The organism is Prochlorococcus sp. MIT 0603, from assembly GCF_000760215.1.
Classification (GTDB): Bacteria; Cyanobacteriota; Cyanobacteriia; order PCC-6307; family Cyanobiaceae; genus Prochlorococcus_E.
Genome location: NZ_JNAW01000004.1, coordinates 400,931 through 418,014, shown reverse-complemented (window position 1 = coordinate 418,014; position 17,084 = coordinate 400,931). Strand labels below are relative to the sequence as shown.

Genomic DNA, 17,084 nt, shown 5'->3' with positions numbered 1-17,084 from the left:
AGTTATTTTTCTCGTTTTGATTTTCATTCCTCAGGCAGAAAATTAATTGTCCAGTCTTTTTGTTATCAAAACCCCATATTTTTAGCTACATTTTCTAGTGTTGGATCTATACCAGATTTAAATAAGGCATCATTATTTTTTATTGCACAATCTGGATCTTTTAAGCCGTTTCCTGTTAAAACACAGACAATTGTTGTGTTTTTAGGTATCTTATCTTTTATTTTTAATATCCCAGCAATTGATGCAGCACTTGCGGGTTCACAGAAAATACCTTCTTCTTTGCCTAGTAATTTATAAGCTTTAATTATTTCATCATCACTTACGCTTATAAATTCTCCATCAGATTCTTGTTTTACAATATTTGCTTTTTCTTTATTAACAGGGTTTCCTATTCTTATAGCCGTTGCAATTGTTTCAGGTTTTTCTATTGTTTTTCCTAAAACTAATGGAGCTGATCCTTCTGCTTGGAATCCCATCATCCTAGGTAATCTTTTACTAATCCCAGCATTAAAATATTCTTTAAAGCCCATCCAATAGGCTGAAATGTTTCCTGCATTTCCCATAGGTATTGATAACCAATCTGGAGCTTCTCCTAATGCATCTATAATTTCAAAAGCAGCAGTTTTTTGTCCTTGTAAACGATATGGATTTACAGAGTTTACTAAAGTTATTGGAAAGTTATTTGCTAATTTTTGAACAATATTTAATGCTTTATCAAAATTTCCTTTAATAGCTAATACTTCTGCACCGTATACTAATGCTTGTGCTAGTTTTCCTTGAGCAACATATCCATCTGGAATTAATACAAAGCATTTCATATTACCTTTTTTTGCATAAGCAGCAGCAGATGCAGAAGTATTACCTGTGCTTGCACAAATCACTGCTTTACAACCTTCTTCTTTTGCTTTACTTATTGCCATTGTCATACCTCTGTCTTTGAATGAACCAGTTGGATTTAGACCGTCATATTTTGCATATAATTTTATATTTCTTCCTATTATATTACTTATATAAGTTAACTCTATTAAAGGTGTAGCTCCTTCTTGAAGAGTTATTATTGGTGTCTTATTGCTAATAGGCAGCCATCTTTTATAAGCTTGGATTAAGCCTGGCCATTGTTCATATGAACTTTTTAGAGATAGTTTATTTTTTATTTTTTTCAACATTTGCTTTACCATAATTTAGAGATTCGTTGCATTGCTTTTGCTTTTTAGTTTTTCCAATGGAGAGTCAGTAAAGAATTTGACTAATTCATTCATCGATTCTACTTTGTTAACGACTCTACTCAACTCAATTACATCTATTGCAATAACTTCGCTAGGGTATGCCTTTAAAAATCTAAGAACATTAATAGATTCATTTTCTTTTGATATTGATAAGATAGTTGCAGATTTTAAAGCAAATATACTTGTAGATTCATCGAGAATTTTATCTGGATACATTATTTTTGATATTTTTTTCAGTATTACTTCTCCTATTTGACTATATAGTAATCTACTCGTTAATTTAATTGGTGTTTTATATTCTTTTTTAAGTAGATTTTTTAATGTTTCTTTGTCTTCATCTTTAAGTACTTTTTTTAAGATTCTTGTTTCTTTGCCAGTTTTACTAAATTCTTCCAATTCTTTAATGCTAACACTTCGACTTAGTATATTTACATACAAGTTGATCTTTTCAGCAGAATATACTTTTGTTGGGACTAAAGAAAATAAAACAAAGGTTCCTGCTATAAGATAATTTTTTAATTTCATTTATTGCTCATCTCCTGCGGCAAGCTTGATTATTCTAGCAACACTTTTATTTGTTACCTTTTTCGCAATTTTAATACTCATTATTCTTGCATAGGGCTCTTTTAATAATCTATTAATTTTTTTAAAAATTAAATATGAATTAATTCCTGGTAAATTTTGAATGATATGAATCAGTTTTTTTATAGGTTCTAATTCATTCATATTATTAATATCGTCATTATAAATAATATCATTTGATTGTAGGTTTTTTGGTAATAGTTTGTTGATATTTTTTATTGCATATAAATTAATTAAATCAAATCTTTCTGCTATTGAGTCAATTAATTCTTCTCTTAGGATGCCACCATGTTCTGAAAATAAAAAATCTAAAACTTGATCAATTAATTTTTCAATATCTATTTCTGATTGTTTTGTAGCGCTTCTAATCAAGTCTTCAAGTCTATTCCATTTAAATATATTTTCATCAAAAAGCATTTCTTTTAGGCTTTTTCTTAGTTTTGGATCAGGATCTTCCATTAACCGCCTTGCAAAATATGGATACGCTACTCCTAATATCTTAAATTCTGGATCTACACTTAATGCTATTCCTTCTAGTGTTATTAATGATCTAATTATTAATGCGTAATAAGGTGGTAATTGAAATGGAAATCTATACATGAGACCAGACATGTCATCAGTCACACTTTTAAAGTCCATAGTGCTTACTCCTTTATCTAAGGTTGATTCAAATACTTTTTCAAAGGCTGGAACAATTGGTTCTAAGTTTATATTTTCTTTTAAAAATCCTAATTCTACAAAATCTTCAGATAATTTTTTAAAATTTCTATTTACCAAATGAACAACTGCTTGTATTAACCCAGTTCTGGCTTCATCAGAAACTTCACTCATCATTCCAAAATCCAAATAACATAATCTTCCATCTTCTAACGCTAGTATGTTTCCTGGATGAGGATCTGCATGAAAAAATCCATGTTCTAATAGTTGTTGAAGGCTACAGTTCACGCCTATTTCTATCATTTTATTTGGATCTATTCCCAATTTATTAATATTTTCAAGTTTAGTTAATTTAACTCCTTCAATCCACTCCATAGTTAATATTCTTTTGCTAGTAAAAGCTTTATAAATTTTTGGTACTGTTATGTTTTTATTGTGTTTATGTAAATTGGCAAACTTTTCTGCATTATTAGCTTCATTTATATAATCCATTTCTTCAAACACTCTTCTACCAAGTTCATCGATAAGCCCTACTAGATCACTTTTAATAAACCAGACATACTTTTTAGACCATATTGCAATATTCCGTACTATGTATAAATCAAGAGTTATTTGTTCTCTTAAGCCTGGTCTTTGAATTTTCACAGCCACTTTTTCTCCGGTATGCAATATAGCTTGATGTACTTGCCCCAGAGATGCTGCTGAGATTGGCTCTTCTTCGAAGTACTTATAGATTTCTTCATGAGTTTTTCCTAAATCTTCTTTTATACATTTCAACGCTAATTCACTATCGAACCCAGGCAGCTGATCTTGTAATTGAGATAGCTCTTCAAGAACCAATTGAGGTACAACATCTGGTCTGGTTGATAATGCCTGCCCAGCCTTTATAAAAGCTGGCCCTAATTTCACTAAAAGATTAGTAAATTCTTTTGCTCTTTCTCGTGTCTTTTTTTCATCTTTGAAACGTCCAATTATTTTTTCAATACCAATAGCTATAAAAAATAGAGCTATTGGTATTAATGTTTGCCAAAGTCTTTTTATTAGTCGACCTGGATTTTGCTTGTATATATTTTTTATTTCATTCGGATCGTAAGACTGTAAGCCAGCTGCTTCTATGAAATCACTTAGTTCTTCTTTCATTTGTTGATGCTGACTTGATTAACCCTTCTAATTTGATAAAGGATTAGGTAGCTTTTATATAGGTTACTTTAATGATGTGCTTCTAGGACTGCGGCTCAATAATATTGCTCTTATGGAAAGCTTAGACCTTCGTTTTGAAAAAGGGTTTTCTGTATTTACTGGAGAAACTGGAGCTGGTAAGTCTGTTTTTTTATTAGCTATTGATTCTTTGCTGGGAGGATCAAGTGTTCCTTCTTCTCGCCTTATGCGGGCTGGATCTAAAGAATGTTTGATAGAGGCTTGTTTTTCAATTGATTCAAATGTAGAGAATTGGCTTAAAGAAAATTCTTTTGATCACTTTGAGTCTGAACTTTTTATTTCAAGAGATTGGAAAATAAAAGATGACCGTTTATCAAGCCGCATTAGATTAAATGGAGAAATTATTAATCGGAAGCAATTGCTTTCATTAAGGCCCTCTTTGATTGATTTAACAGAGCAAGGTAAATTTCACTTATTAACATCATCTTTAGAACAATTAAGAATGCTTGATCGCCTTGGTTCTGATGTTATTAAAAAAGCCAAGTTGAGTGTGAAGGAAAATTGGAATAGTTGGAAATTAGCAGAATCAAAGCTTATAGATTTAAAGAAAGAAAAAGAAAGTTTTGATTCTAGATTTTTAATTGCTAAAACATTTTTAGAAGATTTAGACTCACTTCAAATTGAAGATCCTGATGAGGAAAATACTTTAAAAAAGGAACAAGACAGAATTCTTCACAGTGTTAAGATACATGAATCTTTAGGGCTATTGTTTAGTAGATTAAATGAAAATAATCAAGATTTGCCAACAGCTTTAGATCACTTTTCTGTTTGCATTCAAGAGATGAAATCTTTATTAAAATTAGATTCTTCTTTAATAAAAAATTTTGAAACTTTAGTAGAATCTAATTATAAGTTAGAAGAGTTTCTATCATCTCTAAGTGATTATAAGTATCAATTAGATAATGAAAGTAATGAATTAGAAAATATTCAATCAAGATTATCAGATATCAATAATTTGAAAAAAAGATATCAGCTTGATTTTTCTGGACTATTTTTAAAGAAACAGAAGTCTAAAGCAGTATTAAATATTCAGGACTATAATGATAGTTTAAATCTTTTAGAAAGTCAGGAGAAGAGTCTTAGATTAAAATTTAATCAATCCACTTTAGAGCTTACTATTCTACGAAAAAGATATGCTCAACAATTAGAAGAGAGTCTTGTTCAGCATTTGTATCCATTAGGCTTAGAAAATATAATTTTTAAAATTGATTTTTCCAATATACTTCCATCTCAAATAGGTGTTGACCGTATTGAATTTATGTTTTCCTCAAACCCAGGGCAACCTTTAGCCCCTTTATCTCAAATAGCATCTGGAGGAGAGCTTTCAAGATTTTCACTTGCCTTGGCAACTGTATTTTCTGACATAAGCCCTTCTACTACTTTGCTTTTTGATGAAATTGATTCAGGAGTGAGTGGGAGAATTAGTACAGCAATTGCAAAGTTGTTAAAGGATTTATCTCTTAATAAACAGATCTTTTGTATTACACATCAACCTCTTGTTGCTGCTTTAGCGGATCATCATTTTTCTGTTTCAAAATCTATTAATAATGGAACAACCAATTCGAAAGTCCTTTTATTAAAGGAGTTTGGAGATCGTCAAGCTGCACTGGCTACATTAGCTGGAGGGAATTTTACTGAGGCAAGTGTATATGCTGCAAGTTTGTTGGATAACAAAGCCGCATAACTAGCATTAAATTTTATAGGATCATATGATTGAATACTTCGAACATGAGGCCCTCTGTGGGTAAAGCTAATTCGAAATCCTTAATATCTGACTCTTTTGAGGATCTAATTAAAATTCGTGGTGCTCGGCAACATAATCTTAAAAACGTTGATCTAACTATTCCTAGAAATAAGTTCATTGTTTTTACTGGGGTTAGTGGAAGTGGGAAAAGTTCATTAGCTTTCGATACTATTTTTGCTGAAGGCCAGCGACGTTATGTTGAAAGTCTTTCAGCTTATGCAAGACAGTTTCTTGGTCAAGTAGATAAGCCTGATGTTGATGCAATAGAGGGGCTTTCTCCAGCAATTTCTATTGACCAAAAATCTACTAGTCATAACCCTCGGTCTACTGTAGGAACAGTTACTGAGATTAAAGATTATTTACGACTTTTATATGGACGAGCAGGAGAACCACATTGCCCTGAATGTAATCGTCGAATAAGGCCTCAGACAATAGATGAAATGGTTGATCAGATTGTGACTCTTCCTGAAGGCACAAGATATCAATTACTTGCATCCGTGGTTCGTGGTAAAAAAGGAACACACGCTAAATTGTTATCAGGCTTAGCTGCTGAAGGATTTGCACGAGTAAGAATTAATAAGGAAGTCAGAGAGTTATCTGACAATATTGAACTTGATAAAAACCATACACATACGATTGATGTTGTCGTAGATCGATTAATTGCAAGAGATGGTATTCAAGAACGTCTCACTGATTCTTTGCAAACTGCTTTAAAACGTGGAGATGGATTGGCAATTGTTGAAGTTGTACCCAAAAAAGATGAAGATTTACCTGATGGAATTGAACGTGAAAGGTTGTTTTCTGAGAATTTTGCTTGTCCAGTTCATGGTGCTGTTATTGAAGAATTATCGCCAAGATTGTTTTCATTCAATAGTCCCTATGGAGCTTGTCCTGATTGCCATGGCTTAGGCCATTTAAAGAAATTTACTGCTGTAACAGTAATTCCAGATCCATCTTTACCTGTGTATGCAGCAGTTGCTCCTTGGAGTGAAAAAGAAAATTCATATTATTTTTCCTTATTATTTTCTGTAGGTGAAGAATATGGCTTTGAAATCAAAACACCTTGGAAAGAATTAACGGAAGAACAGCAAAATATATTACTTAATGGAAGTGAAAAGGCAATTCTAATTCAATCTGATAGTCGTTACAAGACTCAAGATGGTTATAAGAGAAAATTTGAAGGTATATTACCTATTTTAGAAAGACAGTTACGTGATGCAAATGGAGAGTCTGTTCGTCAAAAACTTGAAAAATATTTGGAATTAGTACCATGCTCTACTTGTTCTGGAAAAAGATTAAGACCAGAAGCTTTAGCAGTCAAAGTAGGACCTTACTCTATATCTGATTTAACTGAGATTAGTGTCAAAGAAACACTTTCATGCATCGAAGAATTGATGGGAACAGGGAAATCAAAGAACTCTAAACCTTTACTTTCTTCTAGACAAATACAAATAGGAGAATTGGTCTTAAAAGAGATTCGTTTACGTTTAAAGTTTCTTCTAGATGTTGGTCTTGATTATTTAAGCTTAGATAGACCAGCTATGACTTTATCTGGAGGTGAGGCTCAGCGTATAAGGTTGGCAACACAAATTGGTGCTGGTTTAACAGGTGTACTTTATGTTTTAGATGAACCTAGTATAGGTTTGCATCAGAGAGATAATGATCTTTTACTTGCTACCTTACAAAGACTTAGAGATCTTGGAAATACTTTAATAGTTGTAGAACATGACGAAGATACAATACGTGCTGCAGATTATTTAGTAGATATTGGACCAGGTGCTGGTATTCATGGTGGAAAGATTATCGCGGAAGGATCTATAGATGAATTATTATCTAGCAAAGAGTCACTTACAGGGCAATATTTAAGCGGTAGATCTTCTATACCTACTCCTATTGAAAGAAGAAAAGGTGTTAGCCGTAACTTGCGTTTGATTGGTTGTAAGCGTAATAATTTAAAGAATCTTTCTGTTGAGTTTCCATTAGGCCGATTAGTTTCTGTTACTGGTGTTAGTGGCAGTGGTAAAAGCACTTTAGTGAATGAATTATTACACCCTGCTATTAATAATCAACTTGGATTAAAAGTTCCTTTTCCTAAGGGTTTAGAGGAATTGAGAGGGATTAAATCTATTGACAAAGTAATTGTTATTGATCAATCACCTATAGGGAGAACTCCTCGCTCTAACCCTGCAACCTATACCGGTGCTTTTGACCCAATAAGACAAATATTTGCTGCTTCTATTGAGGCTAAGGCAAGAGGCTATCAAGTAGGTCAGTTTAGTTTTAATGTAAAAGGTGGTCGATGTGAGGCCTGTAAAGGCCAAGGTGTAAATGTTATTGAGATGAATTTTTTACCCGATGTATATGTTCAATGTGATGTTTGTAAAGGTGCAAGATTTAATCGAGAAACTCTACAAGTTAAATACAAAGGTTATACAATTGCTGATGTTCTAGAAATGACTGTAGAGCAATCAGTAGAAGTTTTCTCTGCAATACCTCAAGCTGCTGATAGGTTACGAACCTTAGTAGATGTTGGTCTTGGATATATTAAATTAGGCCAGCCTGCACCAACACTTTCAGGAGGCGAGGCTCAAAGGGTCAAACTTGCTACAGAACTTTCTCGTCGAGCTACCGGTAAAACTTTATATTTAATTGATGAACCTACTACAGGCTTAAGCTTTTCTGATGTACATAAATTGATGGATGTTCTTCAACGATTGGTTGATAAAGGAAATTCCATTATTGTTATTGAACATAATTTAGATGTGATTCGATGCTCTGATTGGATTATTGATTTAGGCCCTGATGGTGGTGATCGTGGTGGAGAAGTTTTAGTTTGTGGTACTCCTGAGGATGTTGCAATGCATTCAGCTAGTTATACAGGACGTTATTTGAAAAAAGTTTTAGATAAACATCACGTAAAGAGAAAAGTTAAAAATTAATCTATATTTAAAATTTTTTCTTAGTACTTCTTGATAGTTTGAGGTCTTTTTTTTAATTTATATTGATATAGATTACAGTCATTGCAATCTATTTCATCAATAATTTCATTTTCTATGCTTAAATCATTATTCTTTCTTTAGGTTTTTTTATCCAAAAATATACTAAGTATCCACTTATTCAAACAAAGGAGGAGTAAATGAGTTTAAAGCTTCTCCATCTTCATTTGCATGGTTTAATCCGTTCAAATAATCTTGAATTAGGAAGAGATGCTGATACTGGTGGTCAAACTTTATATGTTTTAGAACTTATAAAGCAATTAGCTGCGTCCAAGGAAGTTCAACAAGTAGATCTAGTCACTCGTCAGATATTTGATAGAAGAATATCTTTGGATTACTCTCAGAAACGTGAGCGAATTGTTCCTGGTGCAAATATTCTTAGGATTCCTTTTGGTCCTAAGAGATACCTTCGTAAGGAGTTGTTATGGCCATACTTAGATCAATTAGTGGATGAATTGGTAGATCAATTGAATCAGAGTAAATCTAAGCCAGATTGGATACATGCTCATTATGCTGATGCAGGTTATGTTGGCGCTTTGGTTAGTACTCGTTTAGGTATTCCATTTGTATTTACAGGCCATTCATTAGGAAGAGAAAAAAAGCGTCGTTTGCTTGAATCAGGAATGGATCATATGCAAATTGAAAATAATTATTCAATTAGTAGGCGTATTGAGGCAGAAGAATTAGCTTTAAATAAAGCTAATTTGGTTGTAACTAGTACTTCCCAAGAAGCTACTTATCAATATGGGCGTTATAGGAATTTTGTTTCTCGACAAGCCAAGGTTATTCCTCCAGGGGTAGATTTAAAACGTTTTTATCAACCATCAGAATCTAAGAATTTTTCTGAAATTGATAATTTATTTTCTAACTTTTTGCGCAATCCCAATTTGCCTCCATTATTAACCATATCTAGAGCTGTTCGAAGAAAAAATATACCTGCTTTAGTAGAAGCCTTTGGTCGTTCTAGCATTTTAAGGAAAAGACATAATCTCGTTTTGATACTTGGAACTCGAACTGACATGCGATCTTTAGATAAATCTCAGAAAGAGGTTTTTCAGCAGATTTTTGAATTAGTAGATAAGTATGAATTATATGGAAAAGTTGCTTATCCTAAATATCATCGTCGTGACCAAATTGCTTCCATTTATCAATGGGCAGCTAAAAAGAAAGGGTTTTTTGTTAACCCTGCTTTGACTGAGCCATTTGGCTTAACTTTGTTAGAAGCTGCAGCATGTGGCTTACCTGTGATTGCAACAGATGATGGTGGACCCAGTGAGATTTTATCTCATTGTTCTAATGGTGTGTTGGTTGATTCTACAGACTTAGATCTATTACAAAAGACTTTGGAAGAAGTAGGTTCTAACGAATTCATGTGGAAGCAATGGAGTGATAATGGTTTGGCTGGAATAAACAGCTCTTTTAGCTGGAATTCTCATGTAAATAAATATCTTTCTTTAATGAGCAATCAATTCAAAAACAGTACTTATCAATCATTAGCAAAAGTAATACCATTGTCAGGCATGAAAGCAAGTTGACGAAATGGTGGCTCTTCATTAATAAATCCCCATTCATTAAAAATATTAGGATTTTTGTGAGTAATTAATTGTTTATTATTTTTTCTTTGAAGAGTAAAACCTTTGTTTGACATCTTTCTCATTAATTTTGCTGATTCTTCAAATCTATATGCCATAGCTTCTAAAGAGTCACAGTCTTGTGTGAGGCCAGTTTCTTTCCAAGTGAAGTAGCTCATGACTTTTTAAATATTTGAACGTAGCATGATTCCAATAAATATAAAGCAAATACTAAATAACCAAAAGCTTTGAACGATTACAATTTCTTTAATACCTATTTGTTCAAAATGATGATGAAGAGGTGACATACGAAGAATTCTGTAACCTTTTCCGTTGATTTTTTTTGTTACTTTGAAAATACTTACCTGAAAGATGACTGATAGAGACTCTGCTAAGAATACTCCTCCCATGACAAATAATGTCCAAAGACTATTTGACAGTAATGCAACACCAGCAAATGTAGCCCCCATGGCTAGTGAGCCTGTATCACCCATAAAGATTTTCGCTGGTTTTTTATTGTGAATTAAAAAACCTAGCCATGCTCCTGCCATAGAGATGCAAAATATGGCTAGATCATAGTTTTCAATATTTCCTCTCATAGTTAATTCAATTGCTAGCCCAGTTAGTAATATTGCTCCACATCCACTAGCTAAACCGTCCAGGCCATCTGCTAAGTTTGAAGAATTACTTTCTGCAAGGATTGTTAATAAGGCTAACGGCCAAAAAATAATTCCAAAATTAATAGAATAGTCACCAAGCATAGATATGCTTGAATTAACAAATTTTTGTGAATGTATAAAAATTAAGAAGATTATACTTGCAATACTTTGAAGATAGATTTTTTCCATAGGGCTTAAACCTTTATTTCTCTTTAAGGAAATGCTTTGCAAATCATCTAAAAAGCCTATAAACATAAATGATAATATCAAAATAGTTAGCGTTAATAATTCTTTTTTGTATATACTATTCAATGTAGCTAAATTGCTAATTATTAATCCAATTGGAATTATTATAAGTCCTCCAATACTTGGTGTTCCACTTTTTTGCCAATGTTTTTTTGGCCCCTCTTCTCTGATTATTTGACATAATTTATTTTTTTTAAGTTTTGGTATTGCCCATTGTGTTACTCCTGATGAGATAATTACGCTGGATAATAATGGGATAAAAAGTAATGATTCCTTTATTAGTATGTCAATAGATAGACTGGTTAAAAATATTATTCCAATTAAAAAATAACTCCCATAAATATTATTATCGATAAAGTTCAGTTTTGGTATTTTAATAATGTATTTCTTGAATTTCAATGTAAGGAACTGGTTCTGATATAGGTTTAATAATTCTTGCTTAAATATTAATTAATCTTCCCAATCATCTTCAGAAACTTCTTCTTCTTCGGCTTTATAATCTTCTTTTTCTCCCATAAGGGCTGATAGTTCTTCTTCTTCTACAGTACTTACTTCTTGGAGTGCGGATGATTCATCTGCAATGAGTCTGCCACTGCTTTCAAGCCAACTTAACAGGTCTGGTTCTTCACGGAGTGGCAATACAGGTGCTGCTTCGTCTCTGCTATAACGTGTAAGAGCAGGGTTGATTGTATCGAGAGAGCTCATTAATTTTTTTTTCTCCAATTTAATAAGATAATGCATTATGAGCTTGTTTTGTTGTTTTGGGAAATAAGTTTTCTTTATTTGCTGCTTCTTCGCTTCTTTCTTTAGTGGCTAGCTTGTTTCTTCGTTTTTGGGGTATTCAACACCCTCAACCTTTTCTTATTAGACCGTTTATAGTTTTGGGGATGCTTTTCGGACCATCTATCATTTTGGTTTTTTATTTAGCATTTACTGCTCGCCAAACCCAGGTTTAGTTCAAAGGAGTTTTATTTAATGGGTAATTTTCGTAAAGTTGTACTTGCATATTCTGGTGGAGTAGACACTAGTGCCTGTATACCTTATTTAAAAAATGAATATCAAGTTGATGAAGTGATAGCATTTGCTGCAGATCTAGGACAAGGTGAAGAATTAGGGCCTATTCGTGAAAAAGCTTTATTAGCAGGGGCAAGTGAATCTTTAATAGAAGATTTAATAGAGCCTTTTATTAAAGATTTTGCATTTCCAGCCATTAAAGCAAATGCTCTATATGAAGGACAGTATCCATTGTCTACTGCTTTGGCGCGACCTCTTATTGCCAGTAGGTTAGTTGATATAGCGCTAAAAAAGAATGCAGGTGCTGTTGCTCATGGTTGTACAGCAAAAGGTAATGATCAAGTTCGTTTTGATTTAGCTATTGCATCACTTTCCCCTGAATTAAAAATATTAACTCCTGCTAGGAATTGGTCGATGAGTCGAGAGGAGTTAATTACTTATGGAGAGAACTTTGGAATTCCGGCACCAGTCAGCAAAAAATCTCCATATTCTATTGATTTAAATCTTTTAGGCAGAAGTATAGAAGCTGGTTCTTTAGAGGATCCATTTTTAGCTCCTAATGAAGATGTTTTTCAAATAACTTCATCGATTGAGAACGCTCCAGATACACCTGAAATTATAGAAATTTCCTTTCAGTCAGGCTGTCCAGTTTCAATTAATGGAGTTGATTTAGACCCTGTGAGCATAATTCGTAAGGCAAATTCTTTAGCAGGATTACATGGATTTGGTCGTATAGATATGATTGAGAATCGAGTTGTTGGAATAAAAAGTAGAGAAATTTATGAAACCCCAGGATTGTCTTTATTAATTAAATGTCATCAAGAAATTGAGAGTATTACATTATCAGCTGATGTTTTACGTACTAAGGTTCAATTGGAAAGGCAATGGGCTGATTTGGTTTATCAAGGCTTCTGGTTTAGTCCTCTTAAGAGTGCTTTAGATGCTTTTATAAACGCTACTCAGATTGATGTAAATGGCACTGTTAAAGTGAAATTGTATAAAGGAAATGCAACTATTATAGGACGTAAATCTTCCTCTAATAGTTTATATTTATCTGATATTTCTACTTATGGTTCTCAAGATCAATTTGACCATACTTCAGCTGAGGGGTTTATTTATGTTTGGGGCCTTGCGAATCGATTGTGGGCATCAGTGAGAAGAACAAAGTAAAAGGAATTGATTTATTCTGAAGTTTTACTTTCATTTGAATCAGTAGGATTAGCATTGCTTTCCTCTTTCTTTTCTTCCTTACTCTCGACTTTCTTTTCTTCCTTACTCTCGACTTTCTTTTCTTCCTTATTCTCATCTTTCTTTATTACTTTATCTTTAGCATCTTCATTTTCATTTGATTTATCATCTTCTTTTTCCGCAGTTTTTGTACTTCTTTTTGTTGGAATTGGACCATATTGTTTAACAGTTAAGTATCTAATAACATCTTCACTTAGCCTCATTGCTTTTTCAAGAATTTCTACGTGTTTCCCATCTCCTATGTGGCTAAGCTGGACGTAAATCCCTTCTCTATTCTTACCAATTGTATATGCAAGTCTTCGTTTACCTCTCATTTGATTATCAATAATTTTCACATTTGCTTTTTCAAGTAGTTCACTATATTTTTTTAAATGGCCATCTACTTCATCCTCCGGAATGTCCGGACGAAGGATGTACATAGTTTCGTAATAAGTTGGGTTTGTCATGATAATTGATCCGACTGGGACTGTAGGCTCAGCTGATTGAGCGACGGACTCCTCATTTTATACCTTGATGGTTTTTTCTTCAAATTTGCATTTTTGCTGCATCACTGATTCCAGGTAGATTTGCCTCTAGTCCTCGTAGGCATTGGGTACTTGTAAAAATGACTGTTGTTAAAGTCCCAATAAAAACTAGCTCTTTTAGAATTTCCAACAAATAAGTGCTGTTAGTTAGTTGAACAAATAAAATCATTAGATAATTGAAGATGATTAAAATCAAAGTCATTAGAATTGATTGCATGCAGTTTAATCTTAGGAAATAAGAAATCTTTTCGTTTCTTGCTACTCCTAAAAATAAAAGTAAAAATATTAATAAGTTACCTATAGGTAAAGCTTGCTCGATTATTAATACTGGTAAAGCAGGGTAAATAAGTAATTGTGAGATTGGAAAATTAGTAAAGATATCGTTTCCATATTTAATTGCATCTGCCCATGGGAGCATATAAAGAAATACGCTAATCATTCTTTGCCATAATGGAATTATCATTTAACTTGCTTGCTATTAAGGCTGTTTTCGGCTGCTTTTCTCATTATCTTTATAGGTATTTCTTTGATTCCACTCCACAAGCTGAGTGATGCAGCCCCTTGTTGAATGAGCATTTCAAGTCCGTCAATGATATGGCATTTATATTTTACTCCTAATTGTAACCATTCGGTTGGTTTTGGAGTATAGATCAAGTCATATAGAATGGTGTTGGGAGTCAAACTTTCCCAGTTTTTTGTACCCAGTGGAATTGTATTATTATTACTATCAGATCTACCATTCATTCCCACTGGTGTAGTATTTACTATTAAATCAGCATGATTAATGTGGTCTCTTATAGAAGAATTATCTGCTATTAAACCATGAAAATTACATGATAGATTATTCACATTATTTATATTTTTTAAAAACTCTTCTAAGGAATTTTTTTTACGAGTTATAATAGTTATTTCTGATATATTTAATAAATTTAAAGCATGAACTACTGCTTTAGCACTTCCTCCAGAACCAATGATAACAGCTGCTTTACCTGTTAATTTTTGATATTCTTTTAATGGTGCTAAAAATCCTTTTACATCAGTATTTGTGCCATCCCAACTATTATTTATTCCTGGAATTAATGTATTAACTGCGCCAATTTCTTGAGCAAGTTGATCTATTTTATCGCAAAGTTTTAGAGCATTATTTTTATGAGGAATTGTGATATTTAATCCTTTGCAGTTAATTCTTCGTAGTCCTTTAAGTGCTAATTCCAGATCATCTGCATTGCAGGGAAAAGCTAAGTATCTCCAGTTCAGGTTAAGAGCTGTTAACGCTGCGTTATGAATTACAGGCGATAAAGAGTGATTTACCGGCGACCCAAGAAGCCCTATTAGACCTGTTTTTCCATTAATTGATTCTTTTGCGATCTCAATCATTTTTATATAGTACTTAGATTGCTGTTCGGGAACCACACCTCGCCTCTAAGTGCACTCACTGCCGAGGATGAACCTATTAATAAAGACATTAATTCTAAGGAGCAGTAATCCATGGGGAAGGTTGTAGGGATTGATCTTGGTACAACTAATAGCTGTGTGGCAGTGATGGAAGGAGGAAAGCCTACAGTGATTGCAAATGCAGAGGGTTTTCGTACAACTCCTTCAGTCGTTGCTTATACAAAAAATCAAGATCAGCTTGTTGGTCAGATTGCTAAGCGTCAAGCAGTAATGAATCCAGAAAATACTTTTTATTCTGCAAAACGTTTTGTAGGAAGACGTGTAGATGAAGTCAATGAGGAGTCCAAAGAAGTTAGTTATGGAGTTGAGAAATCAGGATCTAGTGTAAAACTAAAATGTCCTGTTTTAGATAAGCAATTCTCTCCAGAAGAGGTTGCAGCTCAAGTTTTGCGCAAGCTTTCAGAAGATGCCGGTAAATATTTGGGTGAGAATATTACTCAAGCAGTTATAACTGTTCCTGCTTATTTTAATGATTCACAAAGACAGGCCACAAAAGATGCTGGGAAGATAGCCGGTTTAGAAGTTCTTAGAATTATCAATGAACCAACTGCTGCAGCTTTGGCTTATGGCTTAGATAAAAAAAGTAATGAGCGAATATTAGTTTTTGACTTAGGTGGTGGTACTTTTGATGTTTCTGTTTTAGAGGTTGGAGACGGAGTCTTTGAGGTTTTATCAACTTCTGGTGACACACATCTTGGAGGAGATGATTTTGACAAAGTAATAGTTGATCATTTAGCTGCTACTTTTAAAGCTAATGAAGGCATTGAACTACGCCAGGATAAACAAGCCCTCCAACGTCTTACAGAAGCTGCAGAAAAGGCAAAGATTGAATTATCTAATGCCACACAAAGTGAGATTAATTTACCCTTTATAACAGCAACTCCAGAGGGACCAAAACATTTAGATTTAACTCTTACAAGGGCCAAATTTGAAGAATTAGCATCTAAGTTAATTGATCGCTGCAGGGTTCCAGTAGAACAAGCTTTGAAAGATGCCAAATTATCTACTGGTGAAATTGATGAAATTGTGATGGTTGGTGGCTCTACAAGAATGCCAGCTGTAAAAGAATTAGTGAAACGAGTTACAGGGAAGGATCCTAACCAGACAGTTAACCCTGATGAGGTTGTGGCTGTTGGTGCAGCGATTCAAGGTGGTGTATTAGCAGGAGAAGTTAAAGATATTCTTCTTCTTGATGTCACTCCACTTTCACTAGGAGTTGAAACTTTAGGTGGTGTAATGACAAAAATGATTACAAGAAATACAACTGTCCCTACTAAAAAGACTGAGACTTACTCGACTGCAGTAGATGGTCAGACAAATGTCGAGATTCATGTTTTACAAGGTGAACGGGAAATGGCTTCAGACAATAAAAGTCTTGGAACTTTTAGATTAGATGGTATACCTCCATCTCCTAGAGGTGTTCCTCAGATTGAGGTCACTTTTGATATTGATGCTAATGGAATATTGAGTGTTACTGCAAAAGATAAAGGTAGTGGTAAAGAGCAAAGTATTTCCATCACTGGTGCATCTACGCTTTCTGATAATGAAGTTGAAAAAATGGTTAAGGATGCAGAAAGCAATGCTTCTGCTGATAAGGAAAAACGAGACAGGATTGATATTAAAAATCAAGCAGAAACTCTTGTATATCAAACTGAGAAACAGCTTGCAGAATTAGGAGACAAAGTAGATAGTGATGCAAAAACTAAAGTTGAAGATATGCGTATTAAGTTAAAAGAGGCAACTGAAAAAGAAGATTACGAGGCAATGAAAAATCTTGTAGAAGATCTGCAGAAGGAGTTGTATTCTTTAGGCGCATCTGTGTATCAACAGGCTAATGCTGCTGCTCAAGCAGCAGGAGGAACAACTCCTGACGCTGCTAATACTTCAACCGAAGGTAATGATGATGTGATAGACGCAGAGTTTACTGAATCTAAATAACTATTA

At 33.5% G+C, this 17,084-nt stretch carries 14 protein-coding genes; 5 read left to right on the top strand and 9 right to left on the bottom strand.

The genetic code is table 11. From position 1 onward, the window contains the following. Positions 1–65 precede the first annotated feature (65 nt). The 3 genes from thrC to EV07_RS09110 are packed head-to-tail and all read right to left on the bottom strand — an operon-like array spanning position 66 to position 3,605. Positions 66–1,166: a threonine synthase gene (gene thrC / locus EV07_RS09120; RefSeq protein ID WP_036919850.1), complete on the bottom strand. Its 1,101-nt coding sequence runs from the start codon at positions 1,164–1,166 to the stop codon at positions 66–68. Positions 1,167–1,181: 15 nt separating this feature from the next. Further along, positions 1,182–1,751, bottom strand: coding sequence for an alpha/beta hydrolase (locus EV07_RS09115; protein WP_036919685.1), 570 nt, complete (start codon positions 1,749–1,751; stop codon positions 1,182–1,184). Further along, positions 1,752–3,605, bottom strand: a complete 1,854-nt coding sequence (locus EV07_RS09110; RefSeq protein ID WP_036919683.1) for an ABC1 kinase family protein — start codon at positions 3,603–3,605, stop codon at positions 1,752–1,754. A 112-nt stretch (positions 3,606–3,717) separates the two neighbouring features. Here EV07_RS09110 and EV07_RS09105 point away from each other — a divergent pair, with 112 nt between their 5' ends. The 3 genes from EV07_RS09105 to EV07_RS09095 all read left to right on the top strand — a co-directional run bounded on the left by EV07_RS09105 (position 3,718) and on the right by EV07_RS09095 (position 9,958). Beyond that, entirely contained in the window at positions 3,718–5,367 is a 1,650-nt protein-coding gene (locus tag EV07_RS09105; protein ID WP_193742731.1) for a DNA repair protein RecN, read from the top strand. Positions 5,368–5,411: 44 nt separating this feature from the next. Beyond that, positions 5,412–8,366 (top strand): excinuclease ABC subunit UvrA, encoded by a 2,955-nt coding sequence (uvrA, locus tag EV07_RS09100; RefSeq protein ID WP_036919679.1) that lies wholly within the window; start codon positions 5,412–5,414, stop codon positions 8,364–8,366. A gap of 197 nt (positions 8,367–8,563) precedes the next feature. After that, on the top strand, positions 8,564–9,958 hold the full coding sequence (locus EV07_RS09095) for a glycosyltransferase (protein WP_036919677.1): 1,395 nt from the start codon (positions 8,564–8,566) through the stop codon (positions 9,956–9,958). On the opposite strand, the gene EV07_RS09090 is transcribed toward EV07_RS09095, so the two are convergent. From EV07_RS09090 to EV07_RS09080, 3 genes are read right to left on the bottom strand one after another with little or no spacing between them, the layout of a single operon-like run. Continuing rightward, positions 9,910–10,173, bottom strand: coding sequence for a hypothetical protein (locus EV07_RS09090; protein ID WP_036919676.1), 264 nt, complete (start codon positions 10,171–10,173; stop codon positions 9,910–9,912). The genes EV07_RS09095 and EV07_RS09090 overlap by 49 nt on opposite strands. Before the next feature lie 6 nt (positions 10,174–10,179). Continuing rightward, a complete protein-coding gene (mraY, locus tag EV07_RS09085; RefSeq protein ID WP_052043926.1) occupies positions 10,180–11,298 on the bottom strand; it encodes a phospho-N-acetylmuramoyl-pentapeptide-transferase in 1,119 nt (372 codons plus the stop codon). A 51-nt stretch (positions 11,299–11,349) separates the two neighbouring features. After that, positions 11,350–11,604, bottom strand: coding sequence for a DUF3134 family protein (locus EV07_RS09080; protein ID WP_036919845.1), 255 nt, complete (start codon positions 11,602–11,604; stop codon positions 11,350–11,352). Between the two features lie 270 nt (positions 11,605–11,874). Between EV07_RS09080 and EV07_RS09070 the strand changes: the two genes are divergently transcribed. Continuing rightward, positions 11,875–13,083, top strand: a complete 1,209-nt coding sequence (locus tag EV07_RS09070; RefSeq protein ID WP_036919673.1) for an argininosuccinate synthase — start codon at positions 11,875–11,877, stop codon at positions 13,081–13,083. 11 nt (positions 13,084–13,094) lie between these two features. Here the strand turns inward: EV07_RS09070 and rpsF are convergent, their stop codons facing one another. The 3 genes from rpsF to EV07_RS09055 all read right to left on the bottom strand — a co-directional run bounded on the left by rpsF (position 13,095) and on the right by EV07_RS09055 (position 15,062). Beyond that, entirely contained in the window at positions 13,095–13,607 is a 513-nt protein-coding gene (gene rpsF, locus EV07_RS09065) for a 30S ribosomal protein S6 (protein WP_036919670.1), read from the bottom strand. Between the two features lie 79 nt (positions 13,608–13,686). Then, the gene (locus EV07_RS09060; RefSeq protein ID WP_036919667.1) at positions 13,687–14,148 is read right to left on the bottom strand and encodes a Tic20 family protein; all 462 of its coding nucleotides are present in this window, start codon (positions 14,146–14,148) and stop codon (positions 13,687–13,689) included. Further along, complete coding sequence (locus EV07_RS09055) at positions 14,145–15,062, bottom strand: shikimate dehydrogenase (RefSeq protein WP_052043928.1); 918 nt, start codon at positions 15,060–15,062, stop codon at positions 14,145–14,147. The genes EV07_RS09060 and EV07_RS09055 overlap by 4 nt, the downstream gene beginning before the upstream one ends. A gap of 111 nt (positions 15,063–15,173) precedes the next feature. Here EV07_RS09055 and dnaK point away from each other — a divergent pair, with 111 nt between their 5' ends. Continuing rightward, complete coding sequence (dnaK, locus tag EV07_RS09050; protein WP_036919662.1) at positions 15,174–17,078, top strand: molecular chaperone DnaK; 1,905 nt, start codon at positions 15,174–15,176, stop codon at positions 17,076–17,078. Positions 17,079–17,084: the final 6 nt, after the last annotated feature.